Annotated in this window: 17 protein-coding genes; 15 read left to right on the top strand and 2 right to left on the bottom strand. The window is 38.1% G+C overall.

Translation table 11 applies throughout. The annotated features are described in order from the left end of the window. Positions 1-327: 327 nt before the first annotated feature. Together DHW03_RS07785 and DHW03_RS07780 are read right to left on the bottom strand one after the other, a co-directional pair. On the bottom strand, positions 328-546 hold the full coding sequence (locus tag DHW03_RS07785) for a hypothetical protein (protein ID WP_133248509.1): 219 nt from the start codon (positions 544-546) through the stop codon (positions 328-330). Between the two features lie 282 nt (positions 547-828). After that, positions 829-1959 (bottom strand): BamA/TamA family outer membrane protein, encoded by a 1131-nt coding sequence (locus tag DHW03_RS07780; protein WP_109925200.1) that lies wholly within the window; start codon positions 1957-1959, stop codon positions 829-831. A 225-nt stretch (positions 1960-2184) separates the two neighbouring features. Between DHW03_RS07780 and DHW03_RS07775 the strand changes: the two genes are divergently transcribed. The 15 genes from DHW03_RS07775 to DHW03_RS07705 all read left to right on the top strand — a co-directional run bounded on the left by DHW03_RS07775 (position 2185) and on the right by DHW03_RS07705 (position 19374). Continuing rightward, on the top strand, positions 2185-3165 hold the full coding sequence (locus tag DHW03_RS07775) for a deoxyhypusine synthase family protein (RefSeq protein ID WP_109925199.1): 981 nt from the start codon (positions 2185-2187) through the stop codon (positions 3163-3165). A gap of 300 nt (positions 3166-3465) precedes the next feature. Continuing rightward, entirely contained in the window at positions 3466-4779 is a 1314-nt protein-coding gene (locus tag DHW03_RS07770; protein WP_109925198.1) for a c-type cytochrome, read from the top strand. Positions 4780-4827: 48 nt separating this feature from the next. Continuing rightward, complete coding sequence (locus DHW03_RS07765; protein ID WP_109925197.1) at positions 4828-7854, top strand: TAT-variant-translocated molybdopterin oxidoreductase; 3027 nt, start codon at positions 4828-4830, stop codon at positions 7852-7854. 26 nt (positions 7855-7880) lie between these two features. Then, the gene (gene nrfD / locus DHW03_RS07760) at positions 7881-9353 is read left to right on the top strand and encodes an NrfD/PsrC family molybdoenzyme membrane anchor subunit (RefSeq protein ID WP_109925196.1); all 1473 of its coding nucleotides are present in this window, start codon (positions 7881-7883) and stop codon (positions 9351-9353) included. Positions 9354-9355: 2 nt separating this feature from the next. Further along, positions 9356-9892, top strand: coding sequence for a DUF3341 domain-containing protein (locus DHW03_RS07755; protein ID WP_109925195.1), 537 nt, complete (start codon positions 9356-9358; stop codon positions 9890-9892). Then, positions 9864-10475 carry a c-type cytochrome gene (locus tag DHW03_RS07750; protein ID WP_109925194.1) on the top strand — a complete coding sequence of 204 codons (612 nt, stop codon included), beginning with the start codon at positions 9864-9866 and terminating at the stop codon, positions 10473-10475. The genes DHW03_RS07755 and DHW03_RS07750 overlap by 29 nt, the downstream gene beginning before the upstream one ends. 15 nt (positions 10476-10490) lie before the next feature. Then, a complete protein-coding gene (locus DHW03_RS07745; RefSeq protein WP_109925193.1) occupies positions 10491-11714 on the top strand; it encodes a quinol:cytochrome C oxidoreductase in 1224 nt (407 codons plus the stop codon). A 70-nt stretch (positions 11715-11784) separates the two neighbouring features. Continuing rightward, positions 11785-13011 carry a cytochrome c oxidase subunit II gene (locus tag DHW03_RS07740; protein ID WP_109925192.1) on the top strand — a complete coding sequence of 409 codons (1227 nt, stop codon included), beginning with the start codon at positions 11785-11787 and terminating at the stop codon, positions 13009-13011. Positions 13012-13127: 116 nt separating this feature from the next. Further along, positions 13128-14915 carry a cytochrome c oxidase subunit I gene (locus tag DHW03_RS07735; protein WP_109925191.1) on the top strand — a complete coding sequence of 596 codons (1788 nt, stop codon included), beginning with the start codon at positions 13128-13130 and terminating at the stop codon, positions 14913-14915. An 82-nt stretch (positions 14916-14997) separates the two neighbouring features. Further along, positions 14998-16056, top strand: a complete 1059-nt coding sequence (locus tag DHW03_RS07730) for a COX15/CtaA family protein (RefSeq protein WP_109925190.1) — start codon at positions 14998-15000, stop codon at positions 16054-16056. A gap of 11 nt (positions 16057-16067) precedes the next feature. Continuing rightward, positions 16068-16976 carry a heme o synthase gene (gene cyoE, locus DHW03_RS07725; RefSeq protein ID WP_109925189.1) on the top strand — a complete coding sequence of 303 codons (909 nt, stop codon included), beginning with the start codon at positions 16068-16070 and terminating at the stop codon, positions 16974-16976. A gap of 15 nt (positions 16977-16991) precedes the next feature. After that, positions 16992-17558, top strand: a complete 567-nt coding sequence (locus tag DHW03_RS07720) for a cytochrome c oxidase subunit 3 (RefSeq protein WP_109925980.1) — start codon at positions 16992-16994, stop codon at positions 17556-17558. Positions 17559-17589: 31 nt separating this feature from the next. Next, complete coding sequence (locus DHW03_RS07715) at positions 17590-18297, top strand: cytochrome c oxidase subunit 3 (protein ID WP_109925188.1); 708 nt, start codon at positions 17590-17592, stop codon at positions 18295-18297. Positions 18298-18322: 25 nt separating this feature from the next. Next, positions 18323-18679: a cytochrome C oxidase subunit IV family protein gene (locus tag DHW03_RS07710; RefSeq protein WP_109925187.1), complete on the top strand. Its 357-nt coding sequence runs from the start codon at positions 18323-18325 to the stop codon at positions 18677-18679. Further along, positions 18679-19374 carry an SCO family protein gene (locus tag DHW03_RS07705; protein ID WP_109925186.1) on the top strand — a complete coding sequence of 232 codons (696 nt, stop codon included), beginning with the start codon at positions 18679-18681 and terminating at the stop codon, positions 19372-19374. Before DHW03_RS07710 ends, DHW03_RS07705 begins: the two co-directional genes overlap by 1 nt. Positions 19375-19382: the final 8 nt, after the last annotated feature.

Genomic DNA, 19382 nt, shown 5'->3' with positions numbered 1-19382 from the left:
ATTGGAGCCGATGCGGCAAGAGGAACACAAACTTGTAAGGAACAGGCCGTAAATTATAAACTCGACAGCAGCGGCAGCCCCGAGTTTTTCACGAGGGCTACAGCGAATGGCGAGGCTTCATTTGCCAAGCATTGCTAACCCGTTCATTTCCGAAAAATTAAATTTTTATTCTGGTTTAGCATTTTGTTGATGTTTCACTAGCCACCAAATATGGGAGCCGATGCGGCAAGAGGAACACAAACTTGTTAGGAACAGGCCGTAAATTATAAACTCGACAGCAGCGGCAGCCCCGAGTTTTTCACGAGGGCTACAGCGAATGGCGGGGCTTCATGCGCCAAGAAGCGCTGTCCGTTCATTTCCTGATAAATGAAATTTACCGAAAATTCTGAATCTTTTTTTGGAAATGAGCAGTTCCGCTCGTTTGGCGGCTTTCAGTCCCGCTCCCGCTTCTGCCGAGAAAATCGGCATTTCGCTTTGATCGGGTTTAGGTACAAAGTGTAGTGCTTTTGGCAAAACATAAATTTCCTTATAGTTCCAAAAATTCAATTTTATTCTGATTTAGCATTTTGTTGAGCATGTTGTTGATGTTTCACTAGCCACCAAAAATTGGATGTGATGCGGCAAGAGGAACACAAACTTGTAAGGAACAGGCCGTAAATTATAAACTCGACAGCAGCGGCAGCCCCGAGTTTTTCACGAGGGCTACAGCGAATGGCGAGGCTTCATTCGCCAAAAAGCGCTGCCCGTTCGTTCCAAAAATTAAATTTTATTCTGATTTAACATTTTGTTGATGTTTCATGAACCACTAAATACTCGGTGGTTTCAGGATTAAAAGGCCTCTGCTAAACTGATATAAAATCCGCTCTGGCGTTTTTCGTTAGCTAACTTCTCCCCTACACCATAATCTATCCGTACGCTTAATCCTTTGGCCGTATCGAAGAAATACCGACCGCCAACACCATAGTTGGGTTTTAAGCTGTTAAAATCAAAATTCCCGTTGTTGAAAACCTTTCCAACACCAGCAAAAGCAACAATTCCGAAACGATTTATAAACCGATAACGAAGCTCAGCTTGCGAGGCCATTAAGTTTTCATCACGGTACCTACCGCCATAGTAACCCCGCATAATTTGGTCGTTACCCAATTGTTGCAATAGATAGAAAGGTGTTTTAGTCCCTTGTATAGTGTAATAAATGCCTTGAACCCCGATAACGATTTTTTTATTCACACTCCAGAAATTTCTTATATCAACTTTAATCTGACTTCCAGTAAAGCTTTCTGCATCGAAAAGGTGAGGGGCATACTGGTAAGTAATTCTACCGAAAAAGCCCTTGGTTGGGTAGTTGTTTGAGTTTCGGGTATCGTAACTTTGACTTAAGCCTAGGTAGGCTACACTGCCACCATCCTTATCCAAAATTGTTGCGTTGTTTGAGAATATTCCACCTGTTGTTTGATCGGCAAATTTGTAATGCTCAAAACCAACAGATGCACCCGTATAGGCATTTTTCAGGAAACTTTTTTCGGCATCAAACTGGGCTTTAAATTGGTTCATTACGAGCTTGTCCTCATCAGTTTTGAGGGTGTTATTGCCAATTCCATAGAAATTGAATGGCATTTTTTTAACGCGAACGTCACCAATAAAATGATACTTATTGCCGGGCGACCAAGCGTCGCCTTTCAAAGTAATGTTGTAAGTTTTTTTGGTAGAATAGGTAGCGTTTAAAGAGAAATTAGAGCTTCTGGTTAAGGTATCTTCCCGGTCGGTATAGTACGAATAAATTGCCCCAACGCCAAATTCAAAGCCAGTTTCTTGGGCGTATCCGAGTGAGGGAATGGGAAGAAAGCTGGCTTTTCTGGTAGTGTCTTTTTCATTTGAAAGCATTTTTTTAATCAGTTTCATTTGGGCCATGCCTGGCAAAGAAACAAGCAAAAGTATAAGGAAAGCGAAACTTCTTTTCATGGCGCAAAGAAAAGCAATTTCTTGAATAAATAATTAGTGTTGCTGTGCAGTGAGTTCTTCTTCGAAAATCCATAAACCTAATTCAGCATGTTCAAATGGGTTATTTATTAGGTATTGGGAGGTTCTAGATTGAAGAATTCGATTAACTTATATGACCTGAAAGTGGTTTATGTTTTCAGCTTTCGGGCTAAATGCCTATTTTTGCCGCAAAACAATACAAATAAAATGAGCAATACAAGAGGACCAATATCTCAGTTTATGGAGCGTAATTACCTCCATTTTAATGCGGCGGCTATGATGGATGCAGCAAAGGGTTACGAAACGCATTTGGATGAAGGTGGTAAAATGATGATTACACTTGCAGGTGCAATGAGTACTGCAGAGTTAGGCATCTCACTTGCAGAAATGATCCGTCAGGATAAAGTTTCAATCATCTCTTGTACAGGAGCCAACTTGGAAGAAGATATTATGAATCTGGTTGCCCACTCACATTACAAACGCGTACCCAATTACCGCGATTTAAGTCCACAGGACGAATGGGATCTTTTAGAAAACCATTATAACCGTGTTACAGATACATGTATTCCAGAAGAGGAAGCCTTCCGTCGTTTACAAAAGCACATTCATAAAATATGGATGGATGCAGAACAGGCCGGCGAGCGTTATTTTCCACATGAATTTATGTACAAAATGCTTTTAAGTGGAGATTTGGAGCAATATTATGAAATTGACCCTAAAAACTCTTGGATGCTTGCCGCTGCAGAAAAGAATTTGCCAATTGTGGTTCCAGGATGGGAAGATTCTACCATGGGAAATATCTTCGCTTCTTACGTAATGAAAAAGGAGTTAACCGCAACCACTGTAAAAGGTGGTATTGAATATATGGGTTGGTTGGCCGATTGGTACATTGCAAACAGTGGTGGTAAGGGCATTGGTTTCTTTCAAATTGGTGGAGGTATTGCTGGCGATTTCCCAATCTGCGTGGTACCTATGCTCTATCAGGATATGGAAATGGAGAACATTCCTTTCTGGAGTTATTTCTGCCAAATTTCTGATTCAACAACATCATACGGTTCATATTCTGGCGCTGTACCAAACGAAAAAATTACTTGGGGCAAGCTAGATATCCATACACCAAAGTTTATTGTAGAAAGTGATGCGACAATTGTAGCGCCACTTATGTTTGCTTGGATATTAAAACAATAAGTATTTAACATTTGGGAGTTTATTAACACAATTGCAAGTAATAAATGCAAATTGAAAACTTCCAACACTTAACTTGAATAGGGTGGCCATTTTAGATTTAGATCAAAATGGCCATTTTTATAGCCTGAGGGGCCTGAATCAGCATTTGTTTAGAATGATTATAAATTGTATTTCCAGTCAGTATTATGTCATGGGATTTATTAATAAGTTATACTTTTGTTCAAGTTTTGATGGGGTTATTTCAACTCAGGCATCAATTTCACAACAAAAAGTAAATTAAATAAGTATAAAGTGTTCATTATGAGAGATATCTCGATGATTTTAAAAAGCGTTTGGAAGTCGTTATTCTTGTTTTCAGCCATTTCCGTTATAGCGGTATCAACCGTTAGTGCGCAAGATGCTAAAGAAGGAAGAACGCTTTTTAAAGCTAAATGTTCTTCGTGCCACGCATTAGATGCGAAATTGATAGGTCCGGCCTTAACGGGTGTTAGTGATCGTCATCCAGAGTCGTTCTTATTGAAGTGGATTCCGAACTCACAAGGTTTAATCGCTGCGGGTGATCCTGCTGCGGTAAAGCTGTACAATGAAAATGGTAAAATTGCCATGACTTCTTTTCCAGAATTGGATGAGGCAAAAGTTAAAAGCATTTTAGCCTATATCAAAGAAGGTGAGCCAAAAGCTCCTGCTGCTGCGCCAGGTACTCCTGGAGCAACCGATGCAAATGCCACAGCTAAAGAAGATGTTTCTGGTTTATCGCTAGTTGGTATTATTGCCATTGTATTAATCGCAGTTGTGATTTTGGTGATTTTAGGTCGCGCAAGTAAATTGCTTGAGCGCTTAATCTTACAAAAACAAGGTATTCAGATTGAAGAAGATGTGCCTTTGAAAGTTGGTGTTCGCAAGATGTTCAAAAACAAGAAATTTGTGATGTTCTTCATCTTGTGTTTAATTATCTGCTTAGGATCTTTCGGTTGGATGGGCATGTGGAATACAGGGGTACATACAGGCTATCAGCCAGTACAACCAATTAAATTCTCGCATGAGTTACACGCCGGTATCAATCAAATCGATTGTCAATACTGTCACTCTGGTGCATTCAAATCTAAAAACGCATCTATTCCATCGTTAAATGTTTGTATGAACTGCCATAAAGCAGTACAAGCAAGAGATAAATATGAGGGACAGATTTCGCCTGAGATTAAGAAAATTTACAATGCTTTAGGTTACGATCCTGAAACTCAGAAATACGACGAAAGTAAATCAAAACCAATGGAGTGGGTACGTGTACACAATCTTCCTGATTTTGCTTACTTCAATCACTCTCAACACGTTGTTGTTGCAGAAGATGCAATTCGTAAAGCAAAAGGATTACAACCAACAGAGCCTGTGTGTTTCGCATGTCATGGTCCGGTTAATACAATGGAAGAAATTTATCAATATTCTCCATTAACCATGAAATGGTGTATCAACTGCCATAAAGAAACAGATATTTCTGGTCAAAAAAATAATGCTTTCTACGCTAAGGTTATCGAATCGCATGAGAAAATTAAAAAAGGCGAGAAAATTACACCAGCGTTATTGGGTGGTTTAGAGTGTGGTAAGTGCCACTATTAATAGATTAGAGTTTAGTAAGAACGTTCGATAAACAGTAATATAGCTTAAATGGAAAGCAATAAAAAATACTGGAAAGGCTTAGAGGAGTATAACAATACACCCGATTTTGTTAAAAATAACAAAAACGAATTCGCCGAGCCACTTCCAATAGAAGATGTTTTAAATGAAGCAGGGTTAAGTACCGTTACCCCACGCCGCGACTTTTTAAAGGCGTTAGGCTTTGGTTTAGGTGCTGTAACTTTGGCGGCATGCCAAAGTACCCCGTTAAAAAAATCTATCCCGTATTTGGTAAAACCTGAAGAAGTAACCCCAGGTATTCCTAACTACTATACTTCTAGCTTTAATGGCCAGAGTGTTTTAGTTAAAACAAGAGAGGGACGCCCAATTAAAATTGAGCCAAATCCAAATGCTGGAGAATTTAATCTGGGTACAGATGCAAGAGCGCAAGCTTCTGTTTTAGATTTGTACGATGTATCTAAATTAAAAGCACCTCTACTTAAAACCAAAGAAAGCACTTGGGCTGAAATTGATGGTTTTGTAAAATCAGAGTTGGCTAAAGCACAAGCATCTGGTAAAAAAATCCGTATTGTTTCATCAACAGTAAATAGTCCATCTACAAATGCAGTAATTGCAGGTTTCATTGCGAAATACCCTGCAACTAAACTGGTTCAATATGATGCGGTTTCTTACACAGGTATAATTCAAGCCAACCAGAACAGTTTTGGTAAAGCCGTTTTACCAAAATACAATTTCAACAAGGCTGATTTAATCGTAAGTTTTGCTGCCGATTTCTTAGGGACTTGGATTAGCGGTGAGGAGTTTACCTCTCAATATACAGCTAACCGTAACTATAAATCGTTAGAAAATAAAAAAATGAGCCGCCACATTCAATTTGAAAGTGGAATGAGCTTAACAGGTACGAATGCTGATACACGTGTTCCGGTAAAATTATCAGAACAAGGTCCAGCGTTAATTGCCCTATACAATGCAATTACGGGAAGTGCTTTACCTGGTGGAACATTAGGCAACAACACTACCGCAGATAAAGTAATTAAGTTAGTAGCAAAAGAATTATTGCAAAACAAAGGTAAAGGCCTTGTTGTGTGTGGTTCTAATGATGTTTCTACTCAAATTTTAGTAAATGCCATTAACGCCGCTATTGGAAGTTATGGTACAACCATCGATTTAGATAACCCTTGCTATTTATACGCAGGAAATGATGCTGAATTTAATGGTTTAGTAGCTGAGATGAGCCGTCGTGAAGTTGGTGCTGTTTTATTCTTGAATAGCAACCCAGCATACGATTCAATTGATGGTAAGAAATTTGCAGATGCTTTAGCGAAAGTACCAGCAAAAATTTCATTCGCAGATCGTGCAGATGAAACGGCCTCACTTTGTGATGTTGTGGCAATCAATCATAACTATTTAGAATCGTGGGGTGATGCAAATGCTTACGAAGGATATTACTCTATCGTACAGCCAACCATCAACCCAGTTTTCAATAGCCGCCAAGCAGAAGAAAGTTTACTCGTTTGGGCTGATGCGCCTGTTAAAGATTACTATCAGTTTGTGCGCACCAATTGGGAAACCAAAATGTTGCCAGCTTTAGGGATTAAGTGGGATGAGGTACTAGAAAAAGGAGTGGTTTCAATAGCTGCAAAACCTGCAGGTACATATGCCTTCAGTTTGTCTCTAGCCGCAGTGGCCACCTCAATCATTAATAGCAGCAAAGCTTTAGCAAAAGATGTAGAGTTGCAGGTTTACGAAAACGTTCCAATGCGTGATGGTAAAAATGCAAATAACGCTTTCTTACAAGAGCTTCCTGATCCAGTTTCTAAAGTAACTTGGGATAACTTTGTAGCCATCGCTCCAAAGTATGCTGAGAAATTAAATATTAAAGAATCTGATGTTGTTACTGTAAAAGGCAATAACGGATATTCGATTGATTTACCTGTTCTTATTCAACCAGGACAAGCACAAGGCACTGTTTCTATTGCCTTAGGTTATGGCCGTACCAAAGTTGGTAAAGCGGGTAACGACGTGGGTAAAAATGCTTTCCCTTTTGTTTCTTTTGTAAACGGAACAATGCAATATGCCACTACAGTAACGCTTACTCCAACAGGAGGGCATTATGAATTGGCACAAACACAAACACACCACTCTTTTGAAGGTCGTAACGTAATCCGTGAGGCTTCTTTCAAAGAGTTCTTAAACGATCCTGCAGCTGGTACAGGTAAGGGCGAAGAAGGACATAAAAACTATGATCTTTGGGATCAATACGAAAAACCAGGTAACAACTGGGTTATGGCAATCGATTTGAATGCTTGTACAGGTTGTGGTTCTTGTATTGTTGCTTGTAACGTAGAAAACAATATTCCTGTTGTAGGTCGTGATGAGGTTCGTCGTCGTCGTGAAATGCACTGGATTCGTATCGATCGTTATTACAGCTACGAAACTGCGGAAGGTGATGTAACGAGAGAAAAAGAAATTGCTAAGTTGGAAGATTTAGATCATGTTTCTGTTGTTCATCAGCCAATGTTGTGTCAACATTGTGATCACGCACCTTGCGAAACTGTTTGTCCGGTATTGGCAACTGTACACTCATCAGATGGTTTAAACCACATGGCTTACAACCGTTGCGTAGGTACGCGTTACTGTGCGAATAACTGTCCGTATAAAGTACGTCGTTTCAACTGGTTTAACTACTGGAACGATTCTCGTTTCGATAACTATTTGAATAACGAGTTTACTCAATTGGTTTTAAATCCTGACGTAACTGCACGTTCACGTGGTGTTATGGAGAAATGCTCTATGTGTATCCAACGTATACAGGCAGGTAAATTGAAAGCCAAAATAGAGAAACGCCCATTAAAAGATGGCGATATTAAAATGGCTTGTCAAGAAGCTTGTTCAGCAAATGCAATCATATTTGGTGATTCAAACGATCCAAACTCTGAAGTTTCTAAAGCATTGCGTTCTGAGCGTATCTATTACGTATTAGAAGAAATCAACGTGAAACCAGGTATCGGATACATGACAAAAATTAGAAATACAGATACAACAGTACAAGCGTAAGCTTTAGTATAAAGAAAATACAAATTATGTCAGGACATAACGAATCAATACTTAGAGAACCATTAATTACCGGAGATAACATCACGTATGCAAAAATTACGGATGATATTTTAGGCCCGGTAGAGAATAAGCCAAACAAAGCTTGGTGGATCGGGTTCACTTTTGCCTCATTAGGTGCTTTACTTTGGGTTGTAGCGGTAAGCTATACTTTCTGGAATGGTATCGGAGCATGGGGTTTAAATAAAACAGTTGGATGGGCATGGGATATCACCGGTTTCGTATGGTGGGTTGGTATTGGTCACGCTGGAACGTTAATTTCAGCTGTACTATTACTTTTCCGTCAAAACTGGCGTAACTCCATTAACCGATCGGCAGAAGCGATGACGATATTCGCCGTTATTTGTGCGGCAACTTATGTTGTTTCTCACATGGGCCGTCCTTGGTTGGCTTATTGGGTACTACCGCTTCCAAATCAGTTTGGATCACTTTGGGTAAACTTTAACTCACCATTAGTTTGGGATATGTTTGCAATCTCTACATACTTCTCAGTATCATTATTGTTTTGGTACACAGGATTGTTACCAGATATTGCAACCATTAGAGACCGTGCAGTAGGTACGCGCAGAAAAATCTATTCTATCTTCTCTTTTGGATGGAACGGAAGCGTTAAAACATGGCAACGTTTCGAAGCGGTGTCTTTAATCCTTGCAGGTATATCAACACCACTAGTACTTTCGGTACACACTATTGTATCAATGGACTTTGCAACATCGGTAATACCGGGATGGCACACTACAATTTTCCCTCCTTACTTCGTTGCTGGTGCGATTTTCTCAGGCTTTGCAATGGTGTTAACCTTGTTATTGGTAGCACGTAAAGTATTGGGTCTTGAAAACTACATCACCATGTTCCACATCGAGTCGATGAATAAAATCATCATCTTAACTGGTTCAATTGTAGGTGTAGCTTATTTAACTGAGTTCTTCATTGCATGGTATTCTGGTTCAGAGTATGAGCAATACGCATTTATCAATCGTTCAACGGGTCCTTACTGGTGGGCATACTGGATGATGATGACTTGTAACGTAATCTCTCCACAATTGCTTTGGTTCAAGAAGATTCGTTTGAGCATCAGAGCAACATGGATTTTATCAATTGTGGTAAACGTGGGTATGTGGTTTGAGCGATTTGTAATTATCGTTACTTCACTACACCGTGATTATATTCCTTCAAGCTGGGCAATGTTTTATCCAACTTGGGTTGATGTAAGTGTATTTGTTGGTTCAATTGGTTTATTCTTTACTTTGTTCTTATTATTCTTAAGGGTATTACCATCTATCGCTATTGCTGAGGTTAAATTATTATTAAAATCTGCAAGTGAGCAAGCTAAGATGAAGCAAATTAAAGAAGGTCATGAGAATAAAGAATATGTAGCAGAGTACATAGAATCTTTAGAGAAATTTGATAGTGTTAAACAAGAAGATTACGCAAAAATATAACAATGAGTGATATCAAATATATTTTAGGCAGTTTTGGTGATCCTGATGAAATGATGCACGGCATCGAGAAGCTTCAGGAAAATAACATCAGTATTCATGATGTATATACTCCAATGCCTATACACGGAATAGAAGCCAAATTGGGCGTTAAAAGATCAAGAATTGATATTGCAGCATTCTGCTTTGGTATTACAGGAACCTGTGCAGCCTTCGCATTAATTTATTTTTGCGCAGTTATCGATTGGAGAGTAAACATTGGTGGTAAGCCATCATTCGCATTGCCGGATTTTATTCCGATAATGTTCGAGTTAACGGTGTTATTTTGTGCTTTCGGTATGGTTTTAACTTACTATGCTTCAACACATTTATTTCCAGGAAGAGCTCCAAGAGTAATGGATCTTCGTGCAACCGATGATCGCTTTGTTATTGCAGTTGATGCAAAAGAAAACGCTGAGCATACCGTAATTGATCAATTATTAAAAAACGCTGGTGCTTTAGAAGTAAAGTATAATGAAAGGAAGTACATTAGCTATGAATAGGAATAAATTTGTTTACACTGCGCTTTTAGCTATTGCTTTTGTAGCTACATTCTCAGCATGTAAAGATAAACGTAGTACTGGGTTAGAATATGCCAGGAATATGTATGATCCGATTGCTTACAATCCAGATCAACCGAATAAGAATTTTAAAGATGGTAAAACTGCACAGGTACCACCTGCACACACAAAACCAGTAGGTTTTACAGAGTATGATGAATATCCAAATACAAAAGAAGGATATGAAGCAGCAGGTGTAAGCATGGTTAATCCATTACCTGTAGATACACTAAACCTTGCAGATGGTAAACACTTGTTTACTGTATTCTGCAGCCCTTGTCATGGTGATAAAGGTGATGGACAAGGACATTTAGTTAAAATTGAGAAATTTAGTGGTGTTCCTTCCTATTACGAAGGCAGTTCATCAAGAGGCGGCGCAATGGCTGATTTGAATGATGGAAAAATCTACCACACGATAACTTATGGTGTAAATAACATGGGTTCGCATGCTTCGCAAATTACTCCAACGGATCGTTGGAAAGTTGTGATGTATGTTAAACAATTACAGGTACAAAAAGGACAATAAGTAAACAGAATATAAATGGGAACTCACAATATTAATTTTAGTGAACAATTTGAGTTTACAGGAAAAGTAAAAACTTTAAGCATAGTAGGTATCGTTTTAGGTATCGCTGCTATTGCTTACGGTTTCTTAGCTGGCGATAAGGTAATGCATGAGCGTACTTTTGCCAACCTGTTACTTATGGGATATTACTTTGCATGCGTTTGTATGTCGGGTACATTTTTCCTAGCTGTTCAATATGTAGCTCAAGCAGGATGGTCTGCATCAATCTTACGCGTACCACAGGCTATGGCAAAAACATTGCCTATTGCTGCAATTATCCTTGTTGTTATTATTTCAGCAGGTTTATACACACATAACTTATACCACCACTGGCATGCAGATGGTTTAACAGATGTAAACAGCCCTAATTACGATGCAATTATTGCTGGTAAATCCGTATTCTTGAACGTTCCTTTCTTTTTAGGCCGTCAGGTTGTGTTTTTAGGTGTGTATAGCATCTTCTCTATGCTTTTCGTTAAGTATTCATACAATGAGGATTTAGCTGGAGGATTAAATTCTTACAGAAAGAGCTTTAAAAACGCTTGTATCTTTTTAGTAATCTACGGTTTCACTACACCAATTTTTGCTTTTGATACAGTGATGTCATTAGAAGCTCACTGGTTCTCAACCATGTTTGGTTGGTATAACTTCGCAGCAATGTGGGTAAGTAGTTTAGCAACAATAGCGATCATCTTAATTTTGTTAAGAAGAGCAGGTTACATGCAATGGGTTAATAACAGTCACTTGCATAACTTGGGTCAGTTCATATTTGGTTTCTCTATTTTCTGGACTTACGTTTGGTTTGCACAGTTCTTATTAATCTATTATGCAAACATGCCTGAAGAAACTGTTTATTTCTATAAGCGTTTCGAGTATTACAAATTTTGGTTCTTCTTAAACCTTGCAATGAATTTCCTTGCTCCAGTACTATTATTAATGGACAGAGATAATAAGAGAACAGATAAGAAGCTTTTGTTCGTTGCAATTGTGGTATTGTTAGGTCACTGGGTAGATTACTACCAAATGATTATGCCGGGTGCAGTTGAAGACGGACACAATGGTTTCGGAATTGTAGAAATTGGTACAGCAATAGGTTTTGTAGGATTGTTTACCTTTACGGTTTTAACTTCGCTTAGTAAAAAGCCGTTAATAGCGAAGAATCACCCATTATTACAAGAAAGTTTGCATCACCAGCTTTAATTGGTGACTACATAAGGGCAAATATTTAATTATTATTATAATAGAAGTACGGCGTACTACTTTTAAGAAAATGAGTTTAAGAAAGTTTATCACGAATAAAACGACCGCAGCTTTAGCAGTATTACTTACTGTTTTTGCAAACACCAGAGCATTTGCACAAGATGCAGCAGCAGCGGCGGCACCTAAGGTTGATATGGGCGAGGTTTATAAATCAGTTATATTTTATATTCTGGTTTTCCTTGCAGTTTGTTTATTCATAGCAATTGTGGGTAAAGCCCTAAAGGTTTATGAATTGAGCCGTGAGGCGCAAGGCAAAGAGGGTGGAATTAACTGGAATAGAGTAAATTCTAGTTTGTTTGCATTATTCTTAGTTTTAGGTTTATATGGTGTGTATTGGGAATATACAGTTCATGGGGCCATGTTGCTTCCAGATGCTGCCTCTGTTCACGGAAAGCGTATTGATGATATGTTCAATTTAACATTGATCATTACAACCATCGTTTTCATTGCAACACACATTTTGTTATTTGGATTTTCTTACATCTACAAATATTCTGCAAAAAGAAAAGCTTACTACTATCCACACAATAACACGATCGAAAAAATCTGGACTATTGTTCCTGCATTGGTTTTAACCGTATTGGTATTGATGGGATTCTTAACTTGGAGATCAATCTTCTTCAAACCTGAAGATCCAAATCATAAGCCACTTCAAATTGAAGTAACGTCTGAGCAGTTTAAATGGTCTATTCGTTACCCAGGAGCTGATGGTATTGTAGGTCATAGAAACTATAAGTTAACTACAGCTAGTAATACGTTAGGTATCGATTTTAGTGATTTAAAATCTCGCGACGATTTATTGGCTGATGAAATGGTCATTCCAGTTAATAAGCCGATTAAGTTGATTTTGAATAGTAAAGATGTAATCCACAGTTTTTACATGCCACATTTCAGAGTTCAATTGAATACTGTGCCTGGTATGCAAACCATTTTCGAATTCACACCAACGAAAACTACTGCTCAAATGCAAGAGGAAACGAACGATCCTAACTTCAAGTTCCTTTTCTTTTGTGCAAAAATTTGCGGTGCTGGTCACTACAACATGCAGAAGGATGTTCGTGTAGTTTCTGAAAAGGAATACGAAGAATGGTTAGCTAAACAGAAAACCTACTTAAATGACGATTTAAGAAAACAATTTAATTTGCCAGTGGCACCTGCACCAATCAAATCGGTTGCAGATACAGCAGCTAAGGATACAGCAGCCGTAAAAACTAACCAAATGGCTTTAAATAAATAATATTAATGCAGAGCGAAAGAATTATGTCAACAATAGCATTACACGACGAACACAATCACGATCACGCTGATCATGGACACCATAAGGAGACTTTGATTTCAAAGTACATCTTCAGTATGGACCACAAGATGATTGCTAAGCAATTCCTAATTACAGGTATCATCATGGCTGTTATTGCCATGGGCTTATCCATATTATTCCGTATCCAGTTAGCATGGCCTGATAAGAATTTTCCATTCCTAGAAACTTTCTTAGGTAAATGGGCAGAAGGTGGTCGTATCAAATCAGATTTTTATCTGGCATTGGTTACGATTCATGGTACCATCATGGTATTCTTTGTATTAACAGCTGGATTAAGTGGTACATTTAGTAACCTACTCATACCATTGCAGATTGGTGCAAGAGATATGGCATCGCCATTCTTGAACATGCTTTCATACTGGTTTTTCTTTATGGCCTGTGTGGTTATGATGTCATCATTCTTCATTCAAACCGGACCTGCATCTGGTGGTTGGACAGTTTATCCTCCGCTATCTGCATTACCAACAGCAATACCAGGTTCAGGCTTAGGTATGACGCTATGGTTAGTGAGTATGGTGCTTTTCGTAGCATCTTCATTAATGGGTGGTATCAATTACGTAAGTACAATATTAAACATGCGTACCAAAGGTATGGATCTTTGGAAAATGCCATTAACCATTTGGGCATTCTTCTTAACGGCTATCCTAGGTATATTATCTTTCCCAGTATTGGTTGCTGGTGTAGTTTTATTGGTATTTGACCGTAGTTTCGGAACGAGTTTCTACTTGTCTGATATCGTTATGGGTACTACCATTTTACCTAACGAAGGTGGTTCTCCGATTTTATGGCAACACTTATTTTGGTTCTTAGGTCACCCTGAGGTATATATTGTAATTATGCCAGCATTGGGGATCTCATCAGAAGTAATTTCAGTAAACTCACGTAAGCCAATATTTGGTTACCATGCAATGGTTTACTCATTAATTGGTATTACCGTACTATCCTTCATCGTATGGGGTCACCATATGTTTGTAACGGGTATGAATCCGTTGTTGGGTGGTGTGTTTATGATAACAACTTTGATTATTGCTGTTCCATCAGCGGTAAAAACGTTCAACTACCTAGCTACATTATGGCGTGGTAATATCCGTTTCACTCCAGCAATGTTGTTTGCAATTGGTTTGGTATCGTTCTTTATTTCAGGAGGTTTAACCGGTATTTTCTTAGGTAACGCTTCATTGGATATTAACTTACATGATACTTACTTTGTTGTTGCCCACTTCCACTTGGTAATGGGATCAGCAGCTATTTTTGGTATGCTTGCGGGTGTTTATCACTGGTTTCCAAAAATGTTTGGAAAAATGATGAACGCAAAACTTGGATATCTACATTTCTGGTTAACATTTATAGCCGCTTATTTGGTATTCTTCCCATTACACTTTTTAGGTTTAGATGGTGTGCCTCGCCGTTATTATGCTTTCACTGAATTTGAATTCATGAAAAAATGGTTAACTGTAAATGTTTTTGTAACATGGGCAGCTATTTTGGCAGCATTGGCGCAGGTAGCATTCTTATTTAACTTCTTCTATTCTATTTTCAAAGGAAAAGTTGCACCTCAAAATCCATGGGAATCAAATACATTAGAATGGACAGCTCCTGTAGAACATTTACATGGAAACTGGCCAGGAGAAATCCCAACCGTTTACAGATGGCCATATGATTATAGCAAACCTGGTCATGATGCTGACTTTATTCCTCAAACAGTTCCTTTCTCTCAAACCATGAGCTCAAACTTGCCTCACGATTTTGAAGGAAATGCTGAAGCAGAGAAAATACAACAAGATTGGGAAATCGCCAATCCAGTTGTAGAAAATAAGGGCTAGTTTAAAAGCTTAACAAAACTAAGAAGGGGTATCTGATTAAGTTTCTGCTTATCCAGATACCCCTTTTTCATCTTTAAGATATATGATCAGTAGATCAGAACAACGTTTCATTAGGATAAATCTGATAACCATAATAGTTACACTATTGGTTATTTTAGCAGGAGGTATTGTTCGCAGTACGGGTTCTGGCATGGGATGCCCTGATTGGCCGAAGTGCTTTGATCGGTATATTCCGCCAACAAGTGCATCCGAACTCCCTGCTAATTACAAGGAGAAATATGTAGCGGGCAGGATAAAAAAGAATGAGCGCTTTGCAAAATACTTAGAAAGTATGGGTAAAGTTGCTTTAGCAGACAGTATCAGAAAAGACAAGAGCATTACGGTACCAGAAGAATTCAACCCGGCAAAAACATGGACGGAATATGTGAACCGGTTACTGGGTGCATTAGTTGGGATACTGTTGTTGCTTACCGCAGTTTATTCTTTTGCTTATAAAAAAACAGCTAAAAGAATAGTTGTGCTCAGCATCATTAACATTTTGGTAGTTGGCTACCAAGCGTGGTTGGGTTCAGTTGTGGTATCAACCAATTTGGCCCAGTGGATTGTAACCGTACATATGCTGCTGGCACTGGTTATTTTAGGCATATCCATTTACACTTATAATTACGCAAAGCAGTTACATAAGGCGCCTTCAGTGATTATGTATCGGATATTGTGGCTTAAGGGATTTTTGTTCTTTACCGTATTGTTAAGTATCGCTCAAATTATTGTGGGTACCGAAGTAAGGGAATCGATTGATGTGATAGCAAAATCCTTCCTGTATGGTAGCAGGTCAGTTTGGATTACGAAGGTAGGCAGTATTTTTTCTTACCATAGAGATCTGGCAATTTTGGTTATCATCTCAAATGCCATCGTTTATAAAATGGTGATTGATCGGTTTAGTGGAAAGGCAGCACCATTATTAACAGCAAGGTTTATATTGATTACGCTCCTCATCCAATTATTAAGTGGTTTTGCATTGGCATACATAGCTTTTCCACCGGCGGCGCAAGCTTTACATATTTTGTTTTCTACGCTGTTATTTAGTTTACAATTTTATTTGTACCTGTTGGTTTATCGAACAAGTACTTATAAGCAATAATATAAAGGGAATTGAAACAATTTATTTCTGATTTTTCTAAGCTAGTGAAGTTCAGACTGAGCTTTACCGTTGTATTTTCTGCATCGATCTCTTTTTTGATTGGTCAAAAAATGCAAGTTGGAAGAGGTAATATTCCTTCTATTGATTGGGGGAACTGGCTTATTTTAATTGCTGGAGGTTTTTTAGTTACAGCCGCAGCGAATTGTTTTAATGAAATTATTGAGAAAGACTTGGATAAGTTGATGGCTCGAACCAAAGATCGCCCAATGCCAGCGGGTAGAATGACAACTGGACAGGGGTTAATTTTAGGGGTATTTATGGCTTTCTTAGGAACATGGTTACTGGGTAAGCTTAATCTGGAAACAGGATTACTTTCAGTATTTTCTATCTTATTGTACGCTTTTGCTTATACCCCGTTAAAAAGAAAATCTCCAATTGCAGTTTTTGTTGGAGCCATACCAGGGGCATTGCCTCCACTTATTGGGTATTTGGCTGCATTTGGTAGTTTGAAGGCAGAAATGTTTCATGAGATTGATTATTACATCGCTGGAATATTATTTCTGATTCAATTTGTGTGGCAATTTCCGCATTTCTGGGCAATTGCCTGGGTTTTGGATGATGACTATAAGAAGGCAGGTTTCAGATTGCTACCGACAAAGAAACGGGATAAAATAACCGCTTTAATGACATTTTTGAGCACATTGATATTAATACCTGTAAGCTTGTTGCCAACCTTTTATGGTTTTGGTGGTTATTATATCGCCGCATTATCAATAATTGCGGGGGTTATTTTTAGCTGGTTGGCATTTAAACTTTTATTGAACAGACAGCTAGTGGATGCGAAACGTGTAATGTTCTGTTCATTTTTTTACATCCCAGCAGTGCAGTTGGGCTTATTATTAAATTTTATCGCGAAATAATTTATGATTTTAGCAATGGCAAATATTCAAGATACCTTTGATCCAAAACCCAGAAAATTTATCGTCTGGCTGTTTGTGGTATCATCCACCATCATGTTTGGTGGTTTTACCAGTTATTATTTGGTTTTCGCAGCTTCTAAAGGTAAGGGACACGGCTTGGTTTTACCTGATGCCTTTATTTATAGCAGCTTGGTCATCATCGCGAGTAGCATAACGCTGATGTTGGCTTCTAGAGCACTACGCAAATTAAACTTTAGCTTGCAAAGAAGGATGCTTTGGATAACCGTTGTTTTGGCCATTAGTTTTGGTTTTATGCAGTTTAATGCATGGGGCAGTATGGTTAAAACGGGTGCTACCTTAGTGGGTAACAACGCAGCGATCTCCTTTATTTACATTGTTTCTGGAATGCACTTATTGCATATTATTGCAGGTGTTGCATTAATTATCAGCACGTTAGTTGGTAGCTATAAAAATATTCCGCTTGTTAAGAGTCAATTCCGTATGGAGATTGCTTCTATTTTTTGGCATTTTATAGATATATTATGGATATATCTGTATGTTTTTTTACTTTTGAACCGTTAAATTTGTTAACAAACTATTATACTATTTCCAAATGAATACAGTATCACAATTAGATCAAGTTAAAACCGGACCATGGAATGGTGGTCGTTCTCCCTGGTCGGTAGAATATGGTAAAATAATGATGTGGTTTTTCCTTTTATCAGATGCTTTTACCTTTTCATCACTTTTGATTTATTATGGCGCTCAGCGTTTTTCTAAATTAACCTGGCCAGCTCCAGATAAAGTTTTTCAATCAATCCCTGGCGTTGTAGAACACGGTGCTCCTTTGGTATTCGTTGGTATCATGACATTCATTTTGATTATGAGTTCTGTAACGATGGTATTGGCTGTAGAAGCTGGACACAGACGTTCTAAAAAAGAAGTTATTGGCTGGATGATTGCAACCATTATTGGTGGTTTCATGTTCTTAGGCTGTCAAGCAATAGAATGGACGCACTTGTTTCACGAAGGATTCGGATGGGGAGAGATTCCATCTGCTGAAGAATTAAAGCAATTCTTTAACGGTCCAGTTTCTTTAGTGGCAGCACAACAATTTGCCAATTTGTTTTTTACAATCACTGGTTTTCACGGTTTCCACGTATTTACGGGTGTATTAATCAATATCATCATCTTAATTATGACCATTAACGGTACTTTCGAGAGAAAAGGACATTACCTAATGGTGGAGAAAGTTGGTTTATACTGGCACTTTGTAGATTTAGTTTGGGTGTTTGTATTCACATTCTTCTATTTAGTTTAACTTATCATTATCTAAAAATATTATCATGTCAGAACATAACGTACATAGCCCAGAAGAGCACGGACACGAAGAACACGCAGGTTTATCGAAAGGCAAAATCTGGAAAGTATTCGGAATATTATTATTAATCACAGTTATTGAATTCATCATTGCATTGGTTTTAATTCCTAAGGGATTTATGACACAGCAAATTGGTAACTATGTTTATATCATTTTAACCTTATTGAAAGCATTTTATATTGTTGCTTATTTTATGCACTTAAAATATGAAAAGCTAGGTTTGCAGCTGGCCTTAACAGTTTCATTTGTTTTCATTATATACTTTATCGTATTAATGTTAACTGAAGGTGGATTTATTTTCCACCACAGCCAAAACTTTTAATGAAATCATTTTCGATATCGAAAACGCTAATCCTGGTAAGCATACTTGCTGTACCGGGATTTTTGTTTTTTTACTTATTGCCGCACTTCGCAAAAAACAGGTATAAAAGCCTACCAATTTACGGCGAGAAGAAAGTTGCTTCTACGTTCCATAGCGTAAAAGGGAAAAAAATTCCAGATACGATTTATCATACTGTTCGAGATTTTAAGCTGATTAATCAGAACTCAGATGCTGTTAACTGGAAATCTTACGAAAATAAAATTGTCGTTCTTAATTTATTCTATACGGGCTCGCCAATTAAGGATGTAGCAAAAAGTGTTAATGCACTTGTAGAAGAGTATCAAAAAAATGGGTTGATCAAATTCATTAGCCTATCGGTTGATCCAACCGACCGAGATAAAATTTCTAGTTATGCTCGTTTGATCAAAGCCCAAGCTGGCAAATGGGATTTACTTACTGGCGATACAACAAGCGTTTACCCGTTTATTAGGAAGGATTTAATGCTTGATGTGATTCATAGCGAGGAAACTAATGGATCTAAATTTATCTACAGTAACCAAATGATTCTTTTAGATAATCAACATAGAATTAGGGGTTATTATGAAGCCACCAATGCAGATGCACAAGCCAAGTTAACCGACGAAATTAAGGTGTTGGTAGCAGAAGATTTGCGCAATTTAAAGGATGGTCGGTAATTAGCAAT

Source organism: Pedobacter yonginensis (assembly GCF_003173595.1).
In the GTDB taxonomy this organism is placed as follows: Bacteria; Bacteroidota; Bacteroidia; order Sphingobacteriales; family Sphingobacteriaceae; genus Pedobacter; species Pedobacter yonginense.
Note: the sequence above shows the minus strand (reverse complement) of the source record. Positions and strands in the feature narration are given on the sequence as shown.